At 74.6% G+C, this 18,940-nt stretch carries 9 protein-coding genes; 6 read left to right on the plus strand and 3 right to left on the minus strand.

Annotation, left to right across the window (positions count from 1 at the left end):
• The 3 genes from LB823_RS19725 to trmB all read right to left on the minus strand — a co-directional run.
• On the minus strand, positions 1-2,287 hold a 2,287-nt coding region (locus LB823_RS19725), incomplete at its 3' end, for an MMPL family transporter (protein WP_224650453.1).
• A gap of 97 nt (positions 2,288-2,384) precedes the next feature.
• A complete protein-coding gene (locus tag LB823_RS19730) occupies positions 2,385-3,047 on the minus strand; it encodes an NYN domain-containing protein (protein ID WP_224650456.1) in 663 nt (220 codons plus the stop codon).
• A complete protein-coding gene (gene trmB, locus LB823_RS19735; protein WP_224650458.1) occupies positions 3,044-3,925 on the minus strand; it encodes a tRNA (guanosine(46)-N7)-methyltransferase TrmB in 882 nt (293 codons plus the stop codon). Before trmB ends, LB823_RS19730 begins: the two co-directional genes overlap by 4 nt.
• A gap of 37 nt (positions 3,926-3,962) precedes the next feature.
• On the opposite strand from trmB, the gene LB823_RS19740 reads away from it, so the two are divergent.
• Genes LB823_RS19740 through LB823_RS19765 form a run of 6 tightly spaced genes read left to right on the plus strand, consistent with a single transcriptional unit; the run spans position 3,963 to position 18,933 of the window.
• Positions 3,963-4,691, plus strand: coding sequence for an LppX_LprAFG lipoprotein (locus LB823_RS19740; protein ID WP_224650483.1), 729 nt, complete (start codon positions 3,963-3,965; stop codon positions 4,689-4,691).
• Positions 4,692-4,744: 53 nt separating this feature from the next.
• On the plus strand, positions 4,745-6,322 hold the full coding sequence (locus tag LB823_RS19745; protein WP_224650536.1) for an MFS transporter: 1,578 nt from the start codon (positions 4,745-4,747) through the stop codon (positions 6,320-6,322).
• Between the two features lie 40 nt (positions 6,323-6,362).
• Positions 6,363-7,082, plus strand: a complete 720-nt coding sequence (locus LB823_RS19750; protein WP_224650485.1) for a hypothetical protein — start codon at positions 6,363-6,365, stop codon at positions 7,080-7,082.
• Positions 7,079-8,176 carry a hypothetical protein gene (locus tag LB823_RS19755; RefSeq protein ID WP_224650487.1) on the plus strand — a complete coding sequence of 366 codons (1,098 nt, stop codon included), beginning with the start codon at positions 7,079-7,081 and terminating at the stop codon, positions 8,174-8,176. The genes LB823_RS19750 and LB823_RS19755 overlap by 4 nt, the downstream gene beginning before the upstream one ends.
• The gene (locus LB823_RS19760; RefSeq protein WP_224650490.1) at positions 8,166-8,501 is read left to right on the plus strand and encodes a DUF6802 family protein; all 336 of its coding nucleotides are present in this window, start codon (positions 8,166-8,168) and stop codon (positions 8,499-8,501) included. Before LB823_RS19755 ends, LB823_RS19760 begins: the two co-directional genes overlap by 11 nt.
• 46 nt (positions 8,502-8,547) lie before the next feature.
• Positions 8,548-18,933 carry a non-ribosomal peptide synthetase gene (locus LB823_RS19765; protein WP_224650492.1) on the plus strand — a complete coding sequence of 3,462 codons (10,386 nt, stop codon included), beginning with the start codon at positions 8,548-8,550 and terminating at the stop codon, positions 18,931-18,933.
• Positions 18,934-18,940: the final 7 nt, after the last annotated feature.

Below are 18,940 nucleotides of genomic sequence, written 5' to 3' on the forward strand. Positions count from 1 at the left end.
GCGGCGCCCACCAGGAGTCGTCGCCGAGCAGCTTCATCACGGCGGGCACGAGCACCATGCGGACGACGGTCGCGTCGATGAGCAGCGCGAACATCAGGCCGAAGGAGACGTACTTCAGCATCACCAGGTCGGAGGTCGCGAACGCCGCCGCGACGCACGCGAGCAGCACGGCCGCCGCGGTGATGATCCGGCCGGTGTTGGCCGTACCGGCGCGGATCGCCTGGTTCGTGGTCGCGCCGCCCGCGCGTTCCTCGATCATGCGGGAGATCACGAAGACCTCGTAGTCCGTACTGAGGCCGAAGACCACCGCGATCACCAGCACCAGGACGGGCGCCATCATCGGGCCGCCGGTGAAGTTGAACAGGTCGCCACCGTGGCCGTCGACGAACATCCAGGTGAGGAAGCCGAGGGTGGAGCCCAGCGACAGGAGCGACATGAGCACGGCCTTGATCGGCAGCGTCAGCGAGCCGAAGGCCAGGAACATCATCAGCGTGGTGACCACGACCAGCAGCAGCAGGAGCATGGGCAGCAGGCTCAGCATCGAATCGATGGAGTCGTACTGCAGCACCGGCATACCGCCGACCAGGAAGCCGACGCCCTTGCCCGGGTCTGCACCGTCCATCTGGATGCCGCGCAGCGCGGTCACCGCCTCGCCGACGGCCTTGGTGTCGTTCGGATCCTGCATGCTGCCGTTGGACACCCGCACCGTGACCTCCTGGCCGCGGACCTCGAGCTTGTCCGTCGTGCCCTTGGCGGTGGAGACGGCGTCGGTCGCCGCGCTGAACCGCGCGGAGTTCGGGTCCGCGGGGTTCGAGTGCGTGAAGCCGGGGATCTTGTTCGCCTCGTCGAGCACCTGCTTGATCTGCTCGTCGCTGGCATTGGTGAAGACGATCTTGACCGGCTGCCCGGTGTTGTCCGGGAACAGCTCCTGGAACTGGTCCTGCGCCTGGCGGGTCTCGTTGGTCGGCGGCAGATAGGTCTGCGAGATGCCGCCGAACTGCAGGCCGACGATCGGGATGCAGATCGCGAGCAGCAGCGTCACGACGCCGACGATCGCGGTCTTCGGGCGCTTCATGACCGCGTCGGTCACCTTGCCCCACATGCCGGCCTCGATGTTGGCCTTGGTCTTCGCCCGGCCCGTCTTCTCGGCGGCCCAGTGGATGACGCCGCCGATGAGCGGCAGGTTCCACTTGTCGAAGATGGTGAGGAACCAGTGGAAGCTGAGCGCGAAGACCCGCGGGCCGAGCACCGCGAGCATCGCGGGGAGCAGGGTCAGCGACAGGATCGCGGCGATGAACACGCCCAGCAGCGCGCCCGTGGCCATCGACGTGAGCAGGCCCAGCGGGGAGATGTAGAGACAGGCCAGCGCGGCGACGATGAGCAGCGACGACATGATGATCGTTCTGCCGGCGGTCATGACCGTGCGTCTGACCGCCGTTGGTGTGTCGTACCCCTCGTCCAGTTCCTCTCTGAACCGGGACACCATGAACAGGCCGTAGTCGTGGGCGATGCCCAGGCCGATCAGCGAGATGATCGGCCCGACGAAGAGGTTGACGTCCGTGAAATCGGCCATCACCGAGGCGACCGCCATGGCGGCGCCGATCGTCATGACGCCGATGATCATCGGCAGCACCGCGGCGACGATGCCGCCGTAGACGAAGAACAGCACGATCGCGACCAGCGGCAGCGCGATGATCTCGGCCTTCTTCTGGTCCTTCTGCACGCCCTCGGTGACCTCCGAGGTCACGGGGACGAGGCCGGCCACCTGAGCTTCGAAGACCGGCTTGTTCGCCTCCGACCGCAGGATCTCCATCAGCGCCGGCTGGATCGACACCCAGTCCTTGCCGCGCTGCGTATCGTCCGCCGACTTCATCGGCAGCGTGAAGAAGCCCCAGGTGCCGCCGTCGGCGTCCGTGCGGGTGAACTTCTTGTACAACCCGTCGTTCGCCTGGGGCGCGCCCGGCGCGAACATCGTGTAGCTGAGGGAGCTCTCCTGCGGGTCCTTCTCGTTGAGCGGGTTCAGCTTCGCGTCCTCACCGGTCGCGAACTTCGCCAGGACGTCCTGGCGCGTCTTCTCGACGGCCTTCTCGACGTCCTCGTCGGAGATCTTCTTGCCCTCCGCCGGCTTGATCAGCACCAGGATGTCGGGCTGCATCTCGCGGCCGTTGGCCTTGTCGGTGACGACGGCGGACGCGACCGAGTCGCTGGCCTCGTCGTAGAGGCCGTTCATCTTGGTCTTGGCGCCGAGCCCGAGGAAGCCCCAGACGCCGGTCGCGGCGATGGACACGAAGAGGACCGCGATGATCGTGTATCGGAACGCGTACGTGAAGCGTCCTATAGCTGCGAACAAGCGAAAATTCCTTTCCGGTGAACCGGTTCTAGGGCTAGGCCCGGCTCGAAAGTAGCGAGGACAGGGGACGGAACGGCTGCAGCCACGCACCCTCGTCGGGCAGCGAATCGAGGCTCACCCGTGGCAGCGGCTCGCGGAACACCCCGGCGATGTCCTCGAGATCGACGAACTCCAGAGTAGGGGACGCCAGCGCCCAGGCGGCGTGCTCGCGGAACCCGAGGACGGTTACCGGTACGCCGCTTGCGGAGATCTCCTCCAGCGGCTCGCGGAAGGCCTGGCCGTCCGCGGAGGCGACGACGAGCCCGCCGAGGCCCGGCGAGTACCGCCGGACGTCGATGTGGTCGAGCATGTCCTCGTCCACGTCGCTGTCGTCGTCGACCTTGGGCTTGGCGAACACCGCGTAGCCCACGTTGCGCAGGGCCTCGACCCAGGGGCGGACCACGTCGGCGGTGCCGGGCGCGATGTTGGTGAAGACGGTGGCCTCGGGCTCGAGCCGGGTGTCCGTGTCCGATTCCAGGCCGGCCGTGTACTCGAGGAGCCAGCGGCCCAGCGCGTCGAAACGCGGGCGGTGCGCGGCCGTCGGGCGGCCGCCGAGGATCGAGCCGAGCCCCATGTCGAGGTTGGGCGCGTCCCAGACGAGCAGGACGCGCGCGGCCACGTCGGGCTGCGGGTCGGTGGGTGCGTCGAGCGGAGTCACCGCACCTCTCCTTCCTCCACGCGCTCCCATACGAACTCGTGGATCTCGCGGCCCACCTGCGCGGCCTTGTCCTGGAACTTGGTCACCGGGCGGTCGACGGAGATCGGCAGCCCGGCGTCGGCGAGCCGCGGCGGCAGCACCACGGGCCGCAGCAGCGGCTCCGAGGGTGCGGTCTCCGCAATCGCCTCTGCATAGTCTGCATGATCAGTAGCCACGTGCAGAATCCCTCCGACCCGCAGACGGTCCGCGATCAGCGAGAACATGCGCGGCTGGAGCAGCCGGCGCTTGTGGTGACGGGCCTTCGGCCACGGGTCCGGGAAGTAGACGCGGACTCCGGTGAGCGTGCCCGGAGCGATCATGTCCTCCAGCATCGCGACCCCGTCGCCCCGTACGACCCGCACGTTCGTCAGCTCCGCGCGCTGCACCGCCCCCACGAGCTGGGCGATGCCGGGCAGGTAGACCTCCACGGCCACGACGTCGTTCTCCGGCTCGGCCTGCGCCATCGCCCAGGTCGACGTGCCGGTGCCGGAGCCGATCTCCACGATGAGCGGGGCGGACCGTCCGAACCAGGCCTCCGCGTCCAGCGGATGCGCCGGCGCCGGGAAGCTCTCGCGCGCGCCCCCGGGCGTGCCGTCGGGCGCACCGTCGTCCGGGGGCGAGGCATGGGATGACGCCGGGCCGGAGCCCGGGGCTGCGACCGGGTCCACCGCGACGGGCCGGGCAGGGGGTATGTCCCGGCCGAGGGTCTCCCACCCCGTGTCCATCGCCAGCTGCTGGGCGGGGGTGAGGGCGGCGCGACGGGAGCGGAAACTGGTCACGCGGGGGTACAGCCGACGGTGCTCGGCACGGGGATCCTGGGACTGGGGCACGCTCTCCATCGTCCCAGCTTCTCGCTTGTGACTTAGCATTGGCCGCATGATCGTGCGTAACTCTCGCCACACGGCGCTCCGCCTCGCCTCCACGGTGGTGGCCCTGCTCGCCGTCTTCGGCCTCCTGGCCGCCTGTTCGAAGAGCGAAGGACAGAAGGTGAACGACGCGCCGCTGCCCGACGCGAAGACCCTGATCGACGCCTCGTCGAAGGCCGCGCGGGACCTGCACGACGTGCAGCTGGACCTCTCCGTCGACGGCACCGTGCCCAACCTGCCCGTCAAGAGCGTCTCCGCCTACCTCACCAATCAGCCGAAGGTCTCCGGCCAGGGCGACGCCGAGGTTACGTTCAACGGCACCCAGGTCAAGGCCAAGTTCGTGGTGGTCGACGCGCACCTGTGGGCGCAGTTCAGCGCGGGGCAGACCTACCAGGACATGGGCCTCGCGGCCGACATCTACGACGCCTCCGCCATCCTCGACCCGGACAAGGGCATCGCCAACCTCATCTCCTCCGTCCGCGACCCGAAGGTCGAGGGCCGCGAGCAGATCGGCGGCGTCGAGGCCGTCCGCGTCTCCGGGATCATCCCGGGCAGCGCGCTGGCCGGCATCGTCCCCAAGGCCGCGCTCGGCGACCGCCCGCTCACCTTCTGGGTGCAGGAGGCCGCGCCGAACAACCTGGTCCGCGCGAACGTCGGCTTCGACGCCGGCACCCTGACGGTGACGCTGACGGACTGGGGCAAGAAGGTCACCCTGCTCGACCCGAAGACCGCGAAGTGACGATCACCGCGGCGCCGCAGGCTCCGGGGCCCGCGCGCGGCCGCGGTGTCGCGATGGGCGCCGCGGGACTCGCGGTCCTGCTCGGCGCGCTCGACACCTACGTGGTGGTCTCGGTCCTCGAGGACATCATGCGCAGCGTCGAGATCCCCATCAACCGGATCCAGCTCGCCACCCCGATCATCACCTGGTACCTGCTCGGCTACATCGCGGCGATGCCGCTGCTGGGCCGCCTGTCCGACCGGTTCGGCCGCCGCCTCGTGCTGCAGGCCAGCCTCGCGCTGTTCATCGTCGGATCGGTGCTGACGGCGCTCGCGGGCACGATGACGATCGCTTTCCACCTCCCGATGACCGGGATCGATGTCGATGTCACGGCCCTCGACCAGGTGCTCGTGGGCCGCGTCGTCCAGGGCGTCGCGAGCGGCGCGCTGCTGCCGGTGACCCTCGCCCTCGCCGCCGACCTCTGGTCCGCGCGCCGACGGGCCGCCGTGCTCGGCTGGGTCGGCGCGGCTCAGGAGCTGGGCAGCGTGCTCGGCCCCGTCGTGGGCGTGGGCGTGGTGACGCTGGTGCACAACCACTTCTCCTCGGTGCCCCGCGACGACGCCTGGCGCGTCGTCTTCTGGATCAACGTGCCGCTCGCGCTCGTCGCGATGGTGCTGCTGCAGCTGACCGTCCCGAAACGCGCGGTGTCGAAGCAGAAGGTGGACGTGGTCGGTGGGCTGCTCCTGGCCGTCGCCCTGGGGCTGTCGGTGATCGGCCTCTACAACCCGGAGCCCGACGGGGAGAACATTCTGCCGCCGAACGGGGCGTGGCTGCTCCTCGCCGCCGCCGTCGCCTTCGTCCTCTTCGCCGTCTGGGAGCGGTTCGCCCGCACCAAGCTCATCGACACCGCGGGCATGCGGGTGCGTCCCTTCCTCGCCGCCTGTGCCGCCTCGGTGTGCGCCGGCGCGGCGCTCATGGTGACGCTGGTCGACGTCGAGATCTACGCACGGCTGGTGCTGCAGCGCGACGGTGTGGCCGCGGTGCTCACGCTGGTCCGGTTCCTGCTCGCGCTGCCCGTCGGCGCGATCCTCGGCGGCTTCCTGGCCACGCGCTTCGGCGACCGGATCGTGTCGGTCGTCGGGCTCGTCGTCGCGGCGGGCGGCTACGTGCTCATCGCGCAGTGGCCCACCGACGTGCTCTCGGCCCACTACCTGGGCTTCCTCCCGGCGCTGGACACCTCGCTGGCGATCGCCGGCTTCGGGCTCGGCGTGGTGATCGGCCCGCTCTCGTCGGCGGCGCTGCGCGCGGTGTCGCTCTCGCAGGCCGGCATCGCCTCGGCGCTGCTCGTCGTGGCCCGGATGAGCGGCATGTTGATCGGCGTGGCCGCGCTGACCACTTTCGGCTTCTACCGCCTGAACGCGATCATGGACTCGATGCCGCGGATCGCCCCGACGGGCGACTTCATGAAGACGGCCATGGCGGTCGCCCGGCAGACGCAGGAGGCCTACGGCCGGATGTTCGGCGAGGTCTTCGGCGTGACCGCGGTGATCTGCCTGATCGGCGCCGTGCTCGCGAGCTTCGTGGCCGGCGGCCGGCACGAATCGGAGCAATCGCCCACCGTCGACGACGAGGCGCTCGTACCCTCCCGGTAGGCGATCGGCGCGGGGGCGCCGATCGGGAGCGGGGGCTCTCATGGGGGATCTGTCCGTGCGCCGCGGCGCGCCACGGGTGCGGCTGCTCGGCCGCGCCGGGGTCGGGACGACGGTGCTGGGCGCGGCCCTGCGCTCGCGCGCGGTCGAGACGGCCGAGGACGACGGCGGCGCCGACGCGCTGCTCTACTGCTTCGCCGGGGGACTGCGCGCCACCGACCGCGCGGCGATCGCGGCGCTGGACGCCGATCCCGCGGGCCCGCCGGTGATCGCGTGGACCAAGGCCGACGCCGCGGGCTCCTGGCGCGCCGCCGACGAGTACGCCGTGCGCCTCGGCGAGGTTCTCGGCCGCCCGGTCGTCGCGGTCATGGCGCTGCTCGACGGCGTCGACGCGGCCGACCTGCCCGCGATCCGCCGCCTCGCGGAATCACCCCTTGCGCTGCCCGAGTCGGCGCTCGCGGCCGCGGAGGCGCTGGGCGAGGACGCCCCGTTGCTGCGCCGGTTCGGCGGCTACGGGCTGGCGTGCGCGCTCGGCGCGCTGCGCGAGACCCCGTCGATGCCCGACGAGACGCTGCTGGCCAGCCTGCGCGAGCTGAGCGGCGTGGACGCGCTGCTCCCGCCGCTCGCGGCGGCCCTGCAGGGGTACGAGGAGCGCCGGGAAGCCGAGTTCGACGGTGCGCTGCGCGCCGTCGCCGCCACGGACTGCGCGCGCCGCGACGAGGCCGAGCAGCTGCTGCTGGACAGGCTGGGGCGGGCGTCGTGACCGTGCTCGTGGCCGGGCAGGACCCGGCCGGCGCGGCGGCCGTCGCGGACCGCCTGGGCGGGGACGCCGCGGCGATCGGCGCCGACGGGGTGCCGGTGCCGCTCGGCGAGCACCGCGGCGACCACGACGCCCTCGTCTACGTGCTCGACGCCTGCGTCCCCGCCGACGCGGTCGACGCCGTCGCGCTCGGCCGGCTCCGCGCCGGCCTCGCGACGGTGCTCGCCGCCACCGGCGCCGACGTCTACCCGCACGCGGCGGACACCCTGGCGGAGTCCGGGCGGCGCCTCGGCGGCGACGTGGTGAGCGTCCAGCCCGACTCGGGCGGCGGCTTCGCCGCGCTCCGCGCCGCGCTCGCCGACCCGCCGCCGCTGCGGCCCCCGTCGGTCCCGTCGGCCCCGGACACGCACGGCACCGGCCCGGAGGCGCCGGGCGGGGCACGTGGCGCGCCGCCGAGCCCGGCGCTGGAACGGGCCGACCGCTCCGCGTACCTGCGCTCCACCGTCGCGCGGATCCGGGCCGCGTTGCTCGCGGACTCCGCCGAGGGCTTCCGGCGCCAGGAGGACGAGCCGGGGCCCGACGTGCGGCCCCGGCTCACCGCGGTCGCGGTCGCGCTGGAACGCTCGCTGCACGCGCAGCTCTGTGCCGCCTACCGCGGCACCTTCGCGGGCTGGCCCGACCCGCCGGAACCCGCCGTGCCCGTGCTGCCCCGGCCCGACCCGCCGGAGGTGCCCGCGCACCGTCGCCGGCCCGAGGACCTGGCGGTGCTGATCCTGGGCGCCTCCGCCGGGCTCGGTATCGGCCGGGCCGTCGCCGCGCCGCTCGAGGCACTCGGTGCCCTGCGCTGGCTCGCCCTGCCGATCAGCCTCGCCGTGGGGCTCGGCGCGGCGGTCTGGCTGCTGCGGGTGCGGCGCCGCTCGACCGCGCGGGCGGACCGGCGGAACTGGGCCGACGCCGCCGCGGCCGGGTTCCGGCAGCGGGTGGAGGTGGAGCTGGCCGCGGCGCTCGTGGCCGCGGAGGCCGACGCCGCGCTGCGGCTCGCCCGCGGACCGGGAACCGATCGGGAGGCCGGTGCGTCCAATGAATATGGACCCTGAATTCGGGCTGTTCGGATCGCCGGACTCCGACGCCTTCGGCTCCGGCCTGTTCGACGGGGCCGTTCCCGCCGCCGAGCCCGCGCCCGGCGGGCTCTGGGTTCACGCCGACGGCGGCTGGTACGACGTGCACGCCCTCGACACCGACGGTGACGGCATGGTCGACACGGGCACTCTCACGGACGCCGACGGCACGGCCGTCTTCACGGACCTCGACGCCGACGGGGTGGCCGACGTCTACCACCGGGTGCGCGAGAACGGCACCTTCGAGACGTGGCGGTTCGCCGCCGGTCGCTGGCGACTGATGGATAGCGGCGACATTGCTTGACACCGTTCGATAAGGTTGCGATCGCAAACCTGATTGAGGGGGAACCATGGCGAACCGGTTCAAGACGAGGCGCGCCGCGCGCGCCGGTGTGGCGCTGACTCGGGCGCAGGAGTACATCCTCGCCGCCCGCCGCGCCGACGGCGCGGGCCCGGTGTGGATGATCAGCGAGTACGTCGTCCTCGACGGGGACATCGATGACGCCGTGCTGCGCCGCGCCGCCGCCTACGTGGCGACCGCCGCCGAGCCCCTCGTGACGCGGATCGACGAGAAGGCGCACACCCAGCACGTCGGTGCCGGTACCACCGTTGTCGTGGAGGAGGTCGACCTCCGGCGCGAGGCCGACCCCGAGGAGGCGGCCCGGCGGTTCGCCGCGGACCGTCTGGCCTCGCCTCCGCGGGAGCCCCGCGTCCGCCTGGCGCTCGTCCGCACCTCCGAGCGCCGGGTGCGGCTGCTCCTCGAATGCGATCTCGCCGTCGCCGACGGCTACACCGCCGCCCGCGTCCGCGCCGCGATCGCCGCCGCGTACACGGCCCTCGTCGAGGGCCGCTCGCTCGACGCGGACCCCATCCGGCCGCTAAGGGCGCTGCTCGCCGCCGAGTCCGGCTACCTCTCCTCCCAGGACCGCGGGGAGGACGCCGCCTACTGGCGCGGCGCCGGCCTCCCGGGGCCCGCCGTCCTGCCGGGCGGCGCACCGTCGGGCGGGGCGAGCGGCCAGGTCCGCGCGCCCCTGCTGTCCGTCCCCGCGGACCTGGTCCGCAGCCTCGACGCCGAGGCCCGCGCCGTGGGCGTGCGGAACTTCACCGTCGCCGTCGTGGCCGCCGCGCTCGTCGCCGCGCGACGCACCGGCGCCGAGCGCGTGCGGGTGGACCTGCCCGTCTCGGGACGCATCGACGAGACCGGCCTCGACACCGATGGTGCCGCCGGGACCACCATCGCGGTGCGCGTCGACCTGCCCCGGGAGGGCACCGTGCGCGCGTGCCTGCGGGCCGTCGACGCCGCGATCCGCCAGGCCTTCCTGCACCAGCGCGGCCGCCCGCTCGACGGCGAGCACGGCTCGACCGGCGTGGTCGTCAACTACCTGCAGCCGGTGCCCGAGGACTTCGCGGGCGTGCCCGGCGGCACCGAGGTGGTCAACGCCGGGCCCGTCCGGCACCTCGCCCTCGTCGCCCTCGTCGTGGACGGTGGGCTCACCCTCGACGTCCGCGGCCGGGCCGGGGTCTTCGACGCCCCGCAGGTCGCGGCGCTCGCGGCCGAGTGGCGCGGCGCCATCGCGGCGCTCGTCGCCGACCCCGACGCGCTCCTCGGGCCGTTGCTCGAGGCCGTGCCCGAGGACGTCGCGCCAGAGGCGCCCGCGACCCCTGCCGCCGCGGCGACCGGTGGGGACGACGTCGCGCTCGTCGCCGAGATGCTCGGCGGCATCCTCGGCGTGCCCGAGGTGGGCCCGGACGACTCGCTGTTCGACCTGGGCGGCACCTCGCTGGTCGCGGTCCGGGTCACCGACCGGATCGCCGAGCTGAGGGGTGTGCAGGTCCCCGTGGTGGAGGTCTTCGACAACCCCACGCCCCGCGGCATCGCCGCGCTGATCGCGACCGCGCCGCCCGTCGCCGCCCCGACGGTCCGACCCCTGAGCGGCCTCGCGCACGCCATCGTGGACGAGACGGCACCGTCGACCTCCCGCCCGGCCGGCCCGTCGATCCCGTCCCTGGGCGACGTGACGGAGGCCCCCGCCTCGCACGCGCAGGCGGGGCTGTTCCGCGACTTCCAGCTGGGCGGACCCTCGCCGGTCTACAACATGCCGCTGGTCCTGGACTTCGACGAGCCGATCGACGCCGCCGCGATGGCCCGCGCCGTGCGCGACGTGGTGGTGGGGCACCGGGCGCTGCGCACCGTTCTCCGGCTGCGCGGCGACGACGTGGTGCAGGACCTCGCCGTCCCCATCGACGACGACCGCCTGCTGGAGCGGCGCACCGTCCCCGCCGAGGAACGCGACGCCGTCGCCCGGGAGTGCGCGGCGTACGCCTTCGACCTCGCCGCCGAGCCGCCCTTCCGCGGCTGGCTGCTCGAGGATCCCGACCCGGACGAGCCGCCCCGCATGGTCCTCGTGCTGCACCACACCGCCGGCGACGGCGCCTCCGTGGGACCGCTGCTGCGCGACCTCGTCGCCGCCTACGCCGCCCGCCGCTCCGGCGTCGCGCCGGACCTCGGCGCCCTGGCCGTGCAGTACGCGGACTTCGCGGCCTGGCAGCTCGAGCGGCTGCGAGACCCCGACGGTCCCGTCGTCGCGCAGCGCGACTTCTGGCGCCGCACGCTCGACGGTGCGCCGGCCGAGACCGTGCTGCCCGTGGATCGCCCGTACCCCGTCGACAACGAATTCGACGGCGGCACCGTCGATTTCGCGTGGCCCGCGGAGCTCGCCGAGCCCCTGCGGAAGCTCGCGCGCGCGCACGGCGCGAGCCTGTTCATGGTCCACTACGCCGCCCTCGCGGCGCTGCTGTCCAAGCTCGGCGCCGGCGACGACGTGGTGATCGGCACCGCCGCGTCCGGCCGCCCCGCGTCGTGCGACGACGTGGTCGGCATGTTCGTCAACCTGCTGCCGCTGCGCACCACCGTCGACTGGTCGGCGGAGTTCGGCGACTACCTGCGGCGCACCCGGTCGACGGTGCTCGACGCCTACGCGAACCAGGACGTCCCCTTCGGTGAGATGGTGGCGATGCAGCCGCGCGGCTCCGCCGACCGGCACCCGATCTTCCAGGTGATCCTCGGCTGGAACGAGGATCCCGGCTGGGGCGACCTGCGCGACGTGCTCGGCGCCGAGGCGACGCCGATGGCCGCCGGGACCTCCCGCGCCGACCTGCTGTTCAGCGTCACCGAGTCCGCCGACGGCCTCACCGGCGGCGTCGAGTACCGCACCGACGTCTTCGACCGCGCCACCGTCGAGGCTCTCGTCGCCCGCTGGCGGCGGCTGCTCGAGCAGGTCGCCGCGGACCCGCGGACGCGGGTGGCCGCCCTCGACGTGCTGCTGGACGCCGAGCCCGCGACCCTCGCGGCGTGGGGCGCACCGTCGGGCCCCGAGCGCACCGCGACCGTCCCCGGCCTGATCGACGAGTGGATCGCGGCGACGCCCGATGCGCTCGCCCTCGCCGACGACGACGAGTCGTTGACCTACGCCGAGCTCGACCGCGAGGCGAACCGCTGGGCGCGCTACCTGCGCGGCGAGGGCGTCGGGCCGGGCGACGTGGTCGCGCTGACCGTGCCGCGCTCGGCGCGCCTGATCGTGGCGGAGCTGGCCGTGCTGCGCGCCGGCGCCGCCTACCTGCCGATCGACCCCGCGTACCCCGCCGAGCGCATCGCCTTCGTGCTGCAGGACGCGGCGCCCCGCCTCGTGATCGGCGCGGACACCGCCCCCGACCTGCAGGGCTTCGACGATGCCCGGCTCACCGACGCCGAGCGCGGCGGGCCGCTGCGGCCCGAGGACGCCGCGTACGTCGTCTACACCTCCGGCACCACCGGCACCCCCAAGGGCGTGGTCGTGCCGCACGCCGGCGCCGCGGGCCTGGCCGCCGCGATCGCCGCCGGGACCGGCGCGGGCGCGGGTGCGCAGGTGCTGTCGAACTTCTCCGTCGGCTTCGACATCTCCTTCTGGGACCTGCTCAGCGCCCTCGCCACCGGCGGCACGCTGCGGATCTCCGGCGAGACCCGCGTGGGCGACGAGCTCGCCGACTTCGTGGAGGAGCACGGCGTCACGCACGCGCTCATCACCCCCTCGGTGCTGGCGTCGATCACGCCGGGCCGGATGCCCGGCCTCGCCTCGCTCACCGTCGGCGCCGAGGCCGTCACCCGCGCACTCGTCGAGACCTGGGCGCCGGGCCGGCGGCTGATCAACGCGTACGGCCCCACCGAGCTCACCGTCGCCGCGACCGTCGGGCCGCTGACCCCGGGGGAGGGCGCCGTCTCCATCGGCAAGCCCATCGGCGGCTCCCGCGCCTACGTCCTCGACGCCGGGTTGCGGCGCGTGCCGCCGGGCGTCGTGGGCGAGCTGTACGTCGGCGGGCCCGGCGTGGCCCGCGGCTACGCGGGCCTGCCTGCGCTCACCGCGTCGCGCTTCGTCGCCGACCCCCTCGGCGCCGACGGCGCGCGCGTCTACCGCACCGGCGATCTGGTGCGCTGGCTGCCCGGTGGCGAGCTGGAGTACGTGGGCCGCGCCGACGACCAGGTGAAGCTCCGCGGCTTCCGGATCGAGCCCGGCGAGGTCGAGGCGGCGCTCGCGGCGTGCCCCGGCGTCGGCGGCGCGGCCGTCGTCGTGCAGGGCGACGGTGCCGCCCGGCGCCTCGTCGGGTACGTCACCGGCACGGCGTCCGAGGCGGACGTCCGGGCGCACGCCGCCCGGCGGCTGCCCGCGCACATGGTGCCCGCCCGGGTGCTCGCGCTCGACGCGCTGCCGCTCACCGCGAACGGCAAGGTCGACCGCGCGGCGCTGCCCGTGCCCGACGCCGGCGACGACGCCCCGTACCGGGCGCCCGTCACCTCCGCCGAGGAGATCCTCGCCGGGGTCTTCGCCGAGGTGCTCGGCCGCGAGCAGGTCGGGGTCGACGACTCCTTCTTCGAGCTGGGCGGCGACTCCATCACGTCGATCCAGCTGGTCGGCCGCGCCCGCGCCGCGGGCCTCACCATCACCGCGCACGACGTCTTCGCGCAGCGCACCGTCGCGGGCCTCGCGGCGGTGGCCCGCCGGGCCGACCCCGCCGACGCGGTGCCCGACGACGGCGTCGGCGAGATCGCGCCCACGCCGGTCCTGTCCTGGTTCGCCGCGCACGGCGGCACCCCCGAGGGCTTCCACCAGTCGGTGCTGGTCCGCACCCCGTCGGGCGTGGGCACGGAGACGCTGCACGCCCTGACGCAGGCGATCCTCGACCGGCACGACGCCCTCCGCGCGGAGATCGGCACGGCGCCCGGGGGCGGCTCGTCGCTCGTGGTGCGGCCCGTCGGTGCCGTCGCCGCGGCCGACGTCGTGGACCGCGTCGACGCCACCGGTCTGTCGATCGACGAGGTCGGCGCTATGATCGCCGCCGAGCACCGCCGCGTGACGTCCCTGCTGCGGCCCGGCGCACCGTCGCTGCTGCGGGTCGTGTGGTTCGACCTGGGCCCGGAGCGGGAGGGCGCGCTGCTGGTCGCGGCCCACCACTTCGTGGTCGACGGGGTCTCGTGGCGCATCCTGCTCACCGACCTCGCGACGGGCTGGCACGCCGCCTCGACGGGCCGGCCCGTGGTGACGGCCCCGGTGGGCAGCTCCTTCCGCCGCTGGTCGACGGTGCTCGCGGACCGTGCCGCGCAGGTGCGGCCGGAGGACGTCGAGCACTGGCGGTCGGTGCTCGACGGTGCGCCCTCGCTGGTCGACGGCGCCCTCGACCCCGCCCGCGACACCCACGGCGCGGCCGGCCGCGCGGAGCTGACGCTGCCCGCCGAGATCGCCGGGCCGCTGCTCGGTGCGGTGCCGGAGTCCTTCCACGCGGGCGTGCAGGACGTGCTGCTCGCGGCCTTCGCGACCGCGGTCACCGCGTGGGCGGGCGAGCGCGGCCGCGACGCCGACTCCGCGCTCGTCGAGGTGGAGACCCACGGCCGCGACGAGTCCCTGGCGCCCGGGCTGGACCTCTCGCGCACCGTCGGGTGGTTCACGAACGTCCACCCCGTGCGGCTGCGGCCGGGCACGGACGGCCCCGCCACGGCGGTCAAGCGCATCAAGGAGCAGCTGCGGGCCGTGCCCGGCGGCGGCCTCGGCTACGGCCTCGCGCGGTACGGCGGCGCCGGGAGCGGAGCGAGCGGGCCGGATCAGCACGGCCACGGCACGGCGGCGGAGCTCGCCGCGCTGCCGCAGCCGGAGATCGGCTTCAACTACCTGGGCCGCACGACCGGCGCGGGCGATCAGGCGTGGGCGCCCGACCGCCGCTTCCCCGACCTCTCCCCGGCGCCCGACGCGCTCGCGCTGATGCACGCCGTCGAGGTGAACGCCGTCGCCCGCGACGGCGCGGACGGGCCCGAGCTGGTCGCGGCCTGGACGTGGGCACCGGCGCTGATCGACGAGGATGCGGTCCGCCGGCTCGGCGCCCTGTGGTTCGACGCGCTGCGTGACGTGGTGGCCGCGGCGGGCAGCGGCGGCGGGCACACCCCGTCGGACTTCCCGCTGGTCGCGCTCACGGGCGAGCAGGTCGAGCGCCTCGACGAGCGGTACCCGGGCCTGGAGGACGTGCTGCCGCTGACGCTGCTGCAACAGGGATTCCGCTACCACGCCGAGCTCGGCGACGCGGCGGGCGACGCCGCCGATCCGTACGTCGTGCAGACGGTGATCGACTTCGAGGGCGTCCTCGACGCGGACCGCTTCGCCGAATCGGTGCGCGCGCTGCTGGCCCGCCGCGAGGCGCTGCGCGCCCGGTTCGTCGCCGACGGGCTGGACGCCCCCGTCCAGGTCATCGCGGCGCCCGGGCCGGTGCCCTTCCGCCACGAGGACGTGCGCGCGGAAGACGACCCGGACGCCCGGTTCGTCGAGCTCGCCGCCGCCGAGCGGCGCCGCGGCTTCCGCCTCGACCGCGAACCCGGCATGCGGTTCCTGCTGGTCCGGGTGGGCGAGCGCGACGTGCGGCTGGTGGTGACGAACCACCACATCCTGTGGGACGGCTGGTCGGCGCCGGTGATCTTCCGCGATCTCCTGGCGGGGTACGCGGGCATCGATCCCGACGCCCTCGGCGGGCCGCGGGCGGGCCTGCGCGACTACTTCACCTGGCTGCAGGGGCGCGACCGGGCGGCCGCGCGCGCCGTCTGGGCGGCGGAGCTGGACGGCCTCGACGAGCCGACGCTCGTCGCGCGCGACCGCCCGCTGCGGTCCGGGGCCGACGGCGGACCGTCGGGCGAGGGACACGACGAGGTGCGTGCGATCGTCCCCGACAACCTCAACGCGGCCGTCACCCGCCTCGCGGGCACGCTCGGCACCACGCCCGGCGCGGTGCTGCAGGCGACGTGGGCGATCGCGCTGGGCGGCGCGACCGGCCGGGGCGACGTGGTCTTCGGGTCCGTGCAGTCGGGCCGCCCCGCGCAGCTCGACGGCGTCGAGGACCTGGTGGGCCTTCTCATCACCACCTCCCCGGTGCGGGTCCCCCTCGATCCGCGCGCGACGGTCCGCGAGGTCGTCCTCGGCGTGCAGGAGCAGTACGTGCGCCTGCTCGACCACCAGCACCTCGGCCTCACCGAGATCGCCCGCGCCACCGGCCGGGACGAGCTCTTCGACTCGCTGTTCGTGGTGGAGAACTACCCGTCGACGGCGGGCGCGACGATCCCCGGCACCGACGTCGAGGTCGTCGACGTGCACGGCGACGAGGCCACCCACTACCCGCTCTCCGTCGCGGTGGTCCCGGGGCGGACCATGCACGTCCGCGCGGGTTTCCGCACCGACGCGCTGGACCGCGGCTGGGTCGAGGACCTGATCGACCGGTGGCGCCGCGTGCTGACCGCCGCGGTCACCCGGCCCGACGCCCGCCTCGCCGACGTCGACGGCACCGGCGAGACCGAACGGCTGCTCGTGCGCCGCTGGGGCGGCGCCATCGGCGGCGTCCCGGCCCGCACGCTCCCGGAGCTCTTCGCCCGACGCGCCGCGGCCCGCCCCCGCTCCCGCGCGGTCGCCGGCGACGGAGCCCCGCTCAGCTACGCCGAGCTCGACGCGTTGTCGAACCGGTGGGCGCGGCGCTTCCTCGCGAAGGGCGTCGGCCCGGGCGACGTGGTCGCGGTGACCGCGCCGCGCTCGATCGGCTTCGTCGCCGTGGTGCTCGGCGTCGCGAAGGCGGGCGCCGCCTTCCTGCCCATCGACGCCGCGACGCCGCGCGAGCGCATCGAGGCCATGTTCGGTGACGCGCACCCGGTCCTCGAGGTCGACGGTGCGCTGCTCGACGCCGGCCCGGGCGACGCCGGGGACGAGCCCGTCACGGACGCCGACCGGCGGTCGCCGCTGACCGCGCAGGACGCCGCGTACGTCATCTTCACCTCGGGCTCGACGGGCACGCCCAAGGGCGTCGCGGTCACCCACGCCGGCCTCGCCGACCTGGTGCGGACCTTCGACGAGCTGGACCTGGGCCCGGGGACGCGGATGCTGCACAACGCCTCCGTCGGCTTCGACGCGGCGGTGTGGGAGCTGCTGTGCGCCCTCGGCACGGGCGGCACGCTCGTCGTCTCGGCGACGGTGCGCGCGGGCCGCGAGCTCGCCGACTTCGTCGAGAAGCACCGGGTCACCAACGCGGTGCTCACCCCGTCCGTGCTGGCGTCGGTGCCCGCCGGGCGGATGCGGGGCCTCACGTCGCTGGTGGTCGCGGCCGAGGCGGTGCCGCGCGCGCTCGTCGACCGCTGGGGCCGCGGCCGCCGGCTGGTCAACGCCTACGGCCCCACCGAGGCGACGATCGCCGTCTCCTTCGCGCGCATCCGCCCCGGGGGCGCCGGCCCGGTGCCCATCGGCCGGCCCGTCCGCGGCATGGCGGTCCGGGTGCTCGACGGTGCCCTCCGGCGCGTCGCGCCGGGCGTCGTGGGCGAGCTGTACGTCGCCGGTGCCGCGGTCGCCCGCGGCTACGTGGGCCGCCCGGGCCTCACGGCGTCGCGGTTCGTCGCCGACCCGTACGGCGGGTCCGGGGCGCGCATGTACCGGACGGGCGACCTGGTGCGGTGGCTGCCCGACGGTGCCCTGGAGTACGTGGGCCGCGCCGACGACCAGGTGAAGATCCGCGGCGTGCGGGTCGAGCTGGGCGAGGTCGAGGCGGCGCTGGCCGCGGTCCCCGGCGTGAGCGCCGCGGTCGCCCTCGTGCGCGACGGCGCCCGCGGCGGCCGGCTCGTCGGCTACGTCGTCGCGCCCGGCCTCGCGCCGGACGAGGTGACAGCCGTCGTCGCGCGGCGGCTGCCCGCCGCGATGGTCCCGTTCGTCGTGGTGCTCGACGCCCTGCCGCTCACCCCGAGCGGCAAGCTCGACCGCGCGGCGCTGCCGGAGCCGGTGTTCGCCGCGGCCGCCGGGTACCGCGCGCCGGAGACCGACGAGGAGCGGGCCATGGTCGCGCTGTTCGAGTCGGTCCTCGACGCCGAGGACGTGGGGCTCGACGACTCCTTCTTCGAGCTCGGCGGCGATTCGCTGTCGCTGATGCGGCTGGTGGACCGCGTGGACGTCGACTTCGGGGTGCGGGTGCCGATCGCGGGGCTCTTCGAGAGCGCCACCCCGGCGTCGGTGCTGGCGTCGCTGTCCGAGGCCGGCCGGCCCCGGGCGGTGGAGGTCCCCGTCGACGACGTGCGGTTCGCGCCGTCGGCGCCCGACGTGACGCCCACCGGCCACGAGGTCCTGGTCACCGGCGCGACCGGCCTGCTGGGCGGGCACCTGATCCGCGCCGTGCTCGAGGCCGATCCGACGGCCCGCGTGCAGGCCCTGGTCCGCGCCCGCGACGAGGCGTCGGGGCTCGAGCGCATCCGCACGACCATGCGGGGCTACGGCTCCTGGTCGGACGGCTACGAGGACCGCATCACCGCGCTCCCCGGCGACCTCGCGCTACCCGCCCTGGGGATCGAGGCCGCCGTCTGGGACCGCGTGATCGAGCAGGTCAACGCGATCATCCACTGCGGCGCGCGGGTCAACCACGTCGAGCCGTACGCGCGACTGCGGGCGGCCAACGTGGACTCGACGCGGTTCCTGCTGGAGCTGGCCTCGCGCCGGCCGGGGACGGTCTTCCAGTTCGTCTCCACCATCTCGGCGGCGGGCGCCTTCGAGGAGATCCCCGACGCCGGGTACACGCACTCCAAGTGGGTGGCCGAGCGGGTCGTGGAGCTCGCGGCGGCGAGCGGCGTGCGGTCGACGATCCTGCGGCCCGGCCTGCTGACCGGGTCCCTGGAGTCGGGCGCCACCAACACCGACGACGCCTTCTGGAACCTCGTCCGGTCGATCGCGACGGTGGGGGCGGCACCGTCGGAGCTGCTGGACCAGACGATCGAGATGACCCCCGTCGACCGGGCGGCCGAGGCGATGGTCGACGTCCTGCGCGCCGACGCCGAGCCGCTGCGGACGCTCGAGGTGGGCAGCGGTTCCCGGGTGAGCTGGGCCGAGATCGTCGGGGCGCTGCGCCGCGGCGGCTACCCCGTCGAGGCGGTGCCGGGTCACGTCTTCCTGGAGCGGCAGACCGCCGCCTTCCGGGACCGGCCCGAGGTGGCGGAGGCGCTCGCGCGCGCCATCCTGCTGATCCGTGCCGGTCTGGAGCGCGAGACCGTCGGCGAGGGCGGCGGCTGGACCCCGACGAGCGCCGCCGACGGGCGCATCGGGCTCGACGGTGACCGGGGCCCCGTCGGGGACGCCGGGCTCGACGTCTACGTCGACTACTTGGTACGCATCGGCTTCCTCCCGGGCGCAGGAGAAGTGGTCGACGTGTGATGTGAGA

This window comes from Tsukamurella sp. M9C, assembly GCF_020169415.1.
In the GTDB taxonomy this organism is placed as follows: Bacteria; Actinomycetota; Actinomycetes; order Mycobacteriales; family Mycobacteriaceae; genus Tsukamurella.

Bases quoted from the DNA above. Each gene is read 5' to 3' on its own strand.
- trmB (WP_224650458.1), bottom strand. From the start codon at position 3,925: ATGGAGAGCGTGCCCCAGTCCCAGGATCCCCGTGCCGAGCACCGTCGG.
- LB823_RS19740 (WP_224650483.1), top strand. From the start codon at position 3,963: ATGATCGTGCGTAACTCTCGCCACACGGCGCTCCGCCTCGCCTCCACG.
- LB823_RS19745 (WP_224650536.1), top strand. From the start codon at position 4,745: ATGGGCGCCGCGGGACTCGCGGTCCTGCTCGGCGCGCTCGACACCTAC.
- LB823_RS19750 (WP_224650485.1), top strand. From the start codon at position 6,363: ATGGGGGATCTGTCCGTGCGCCGCGGCGCGCCACGGGTGCGGCTGCTC.
- LB823_RS19760 (WP_224650490.1), top strand. From the start codon at position 8,166: ATGGACCCTGAATTCGGGCTGTTCGGATCGCCGGACTCCGACGCCTTC.
- LB823_RS19765 (WP_224650492.1), top strand. From the start codon at position 8,548: ATGGCGAACCGGTTCAAGACGAGGCGCGCCGCGCGCGCCGGTGTGGCG.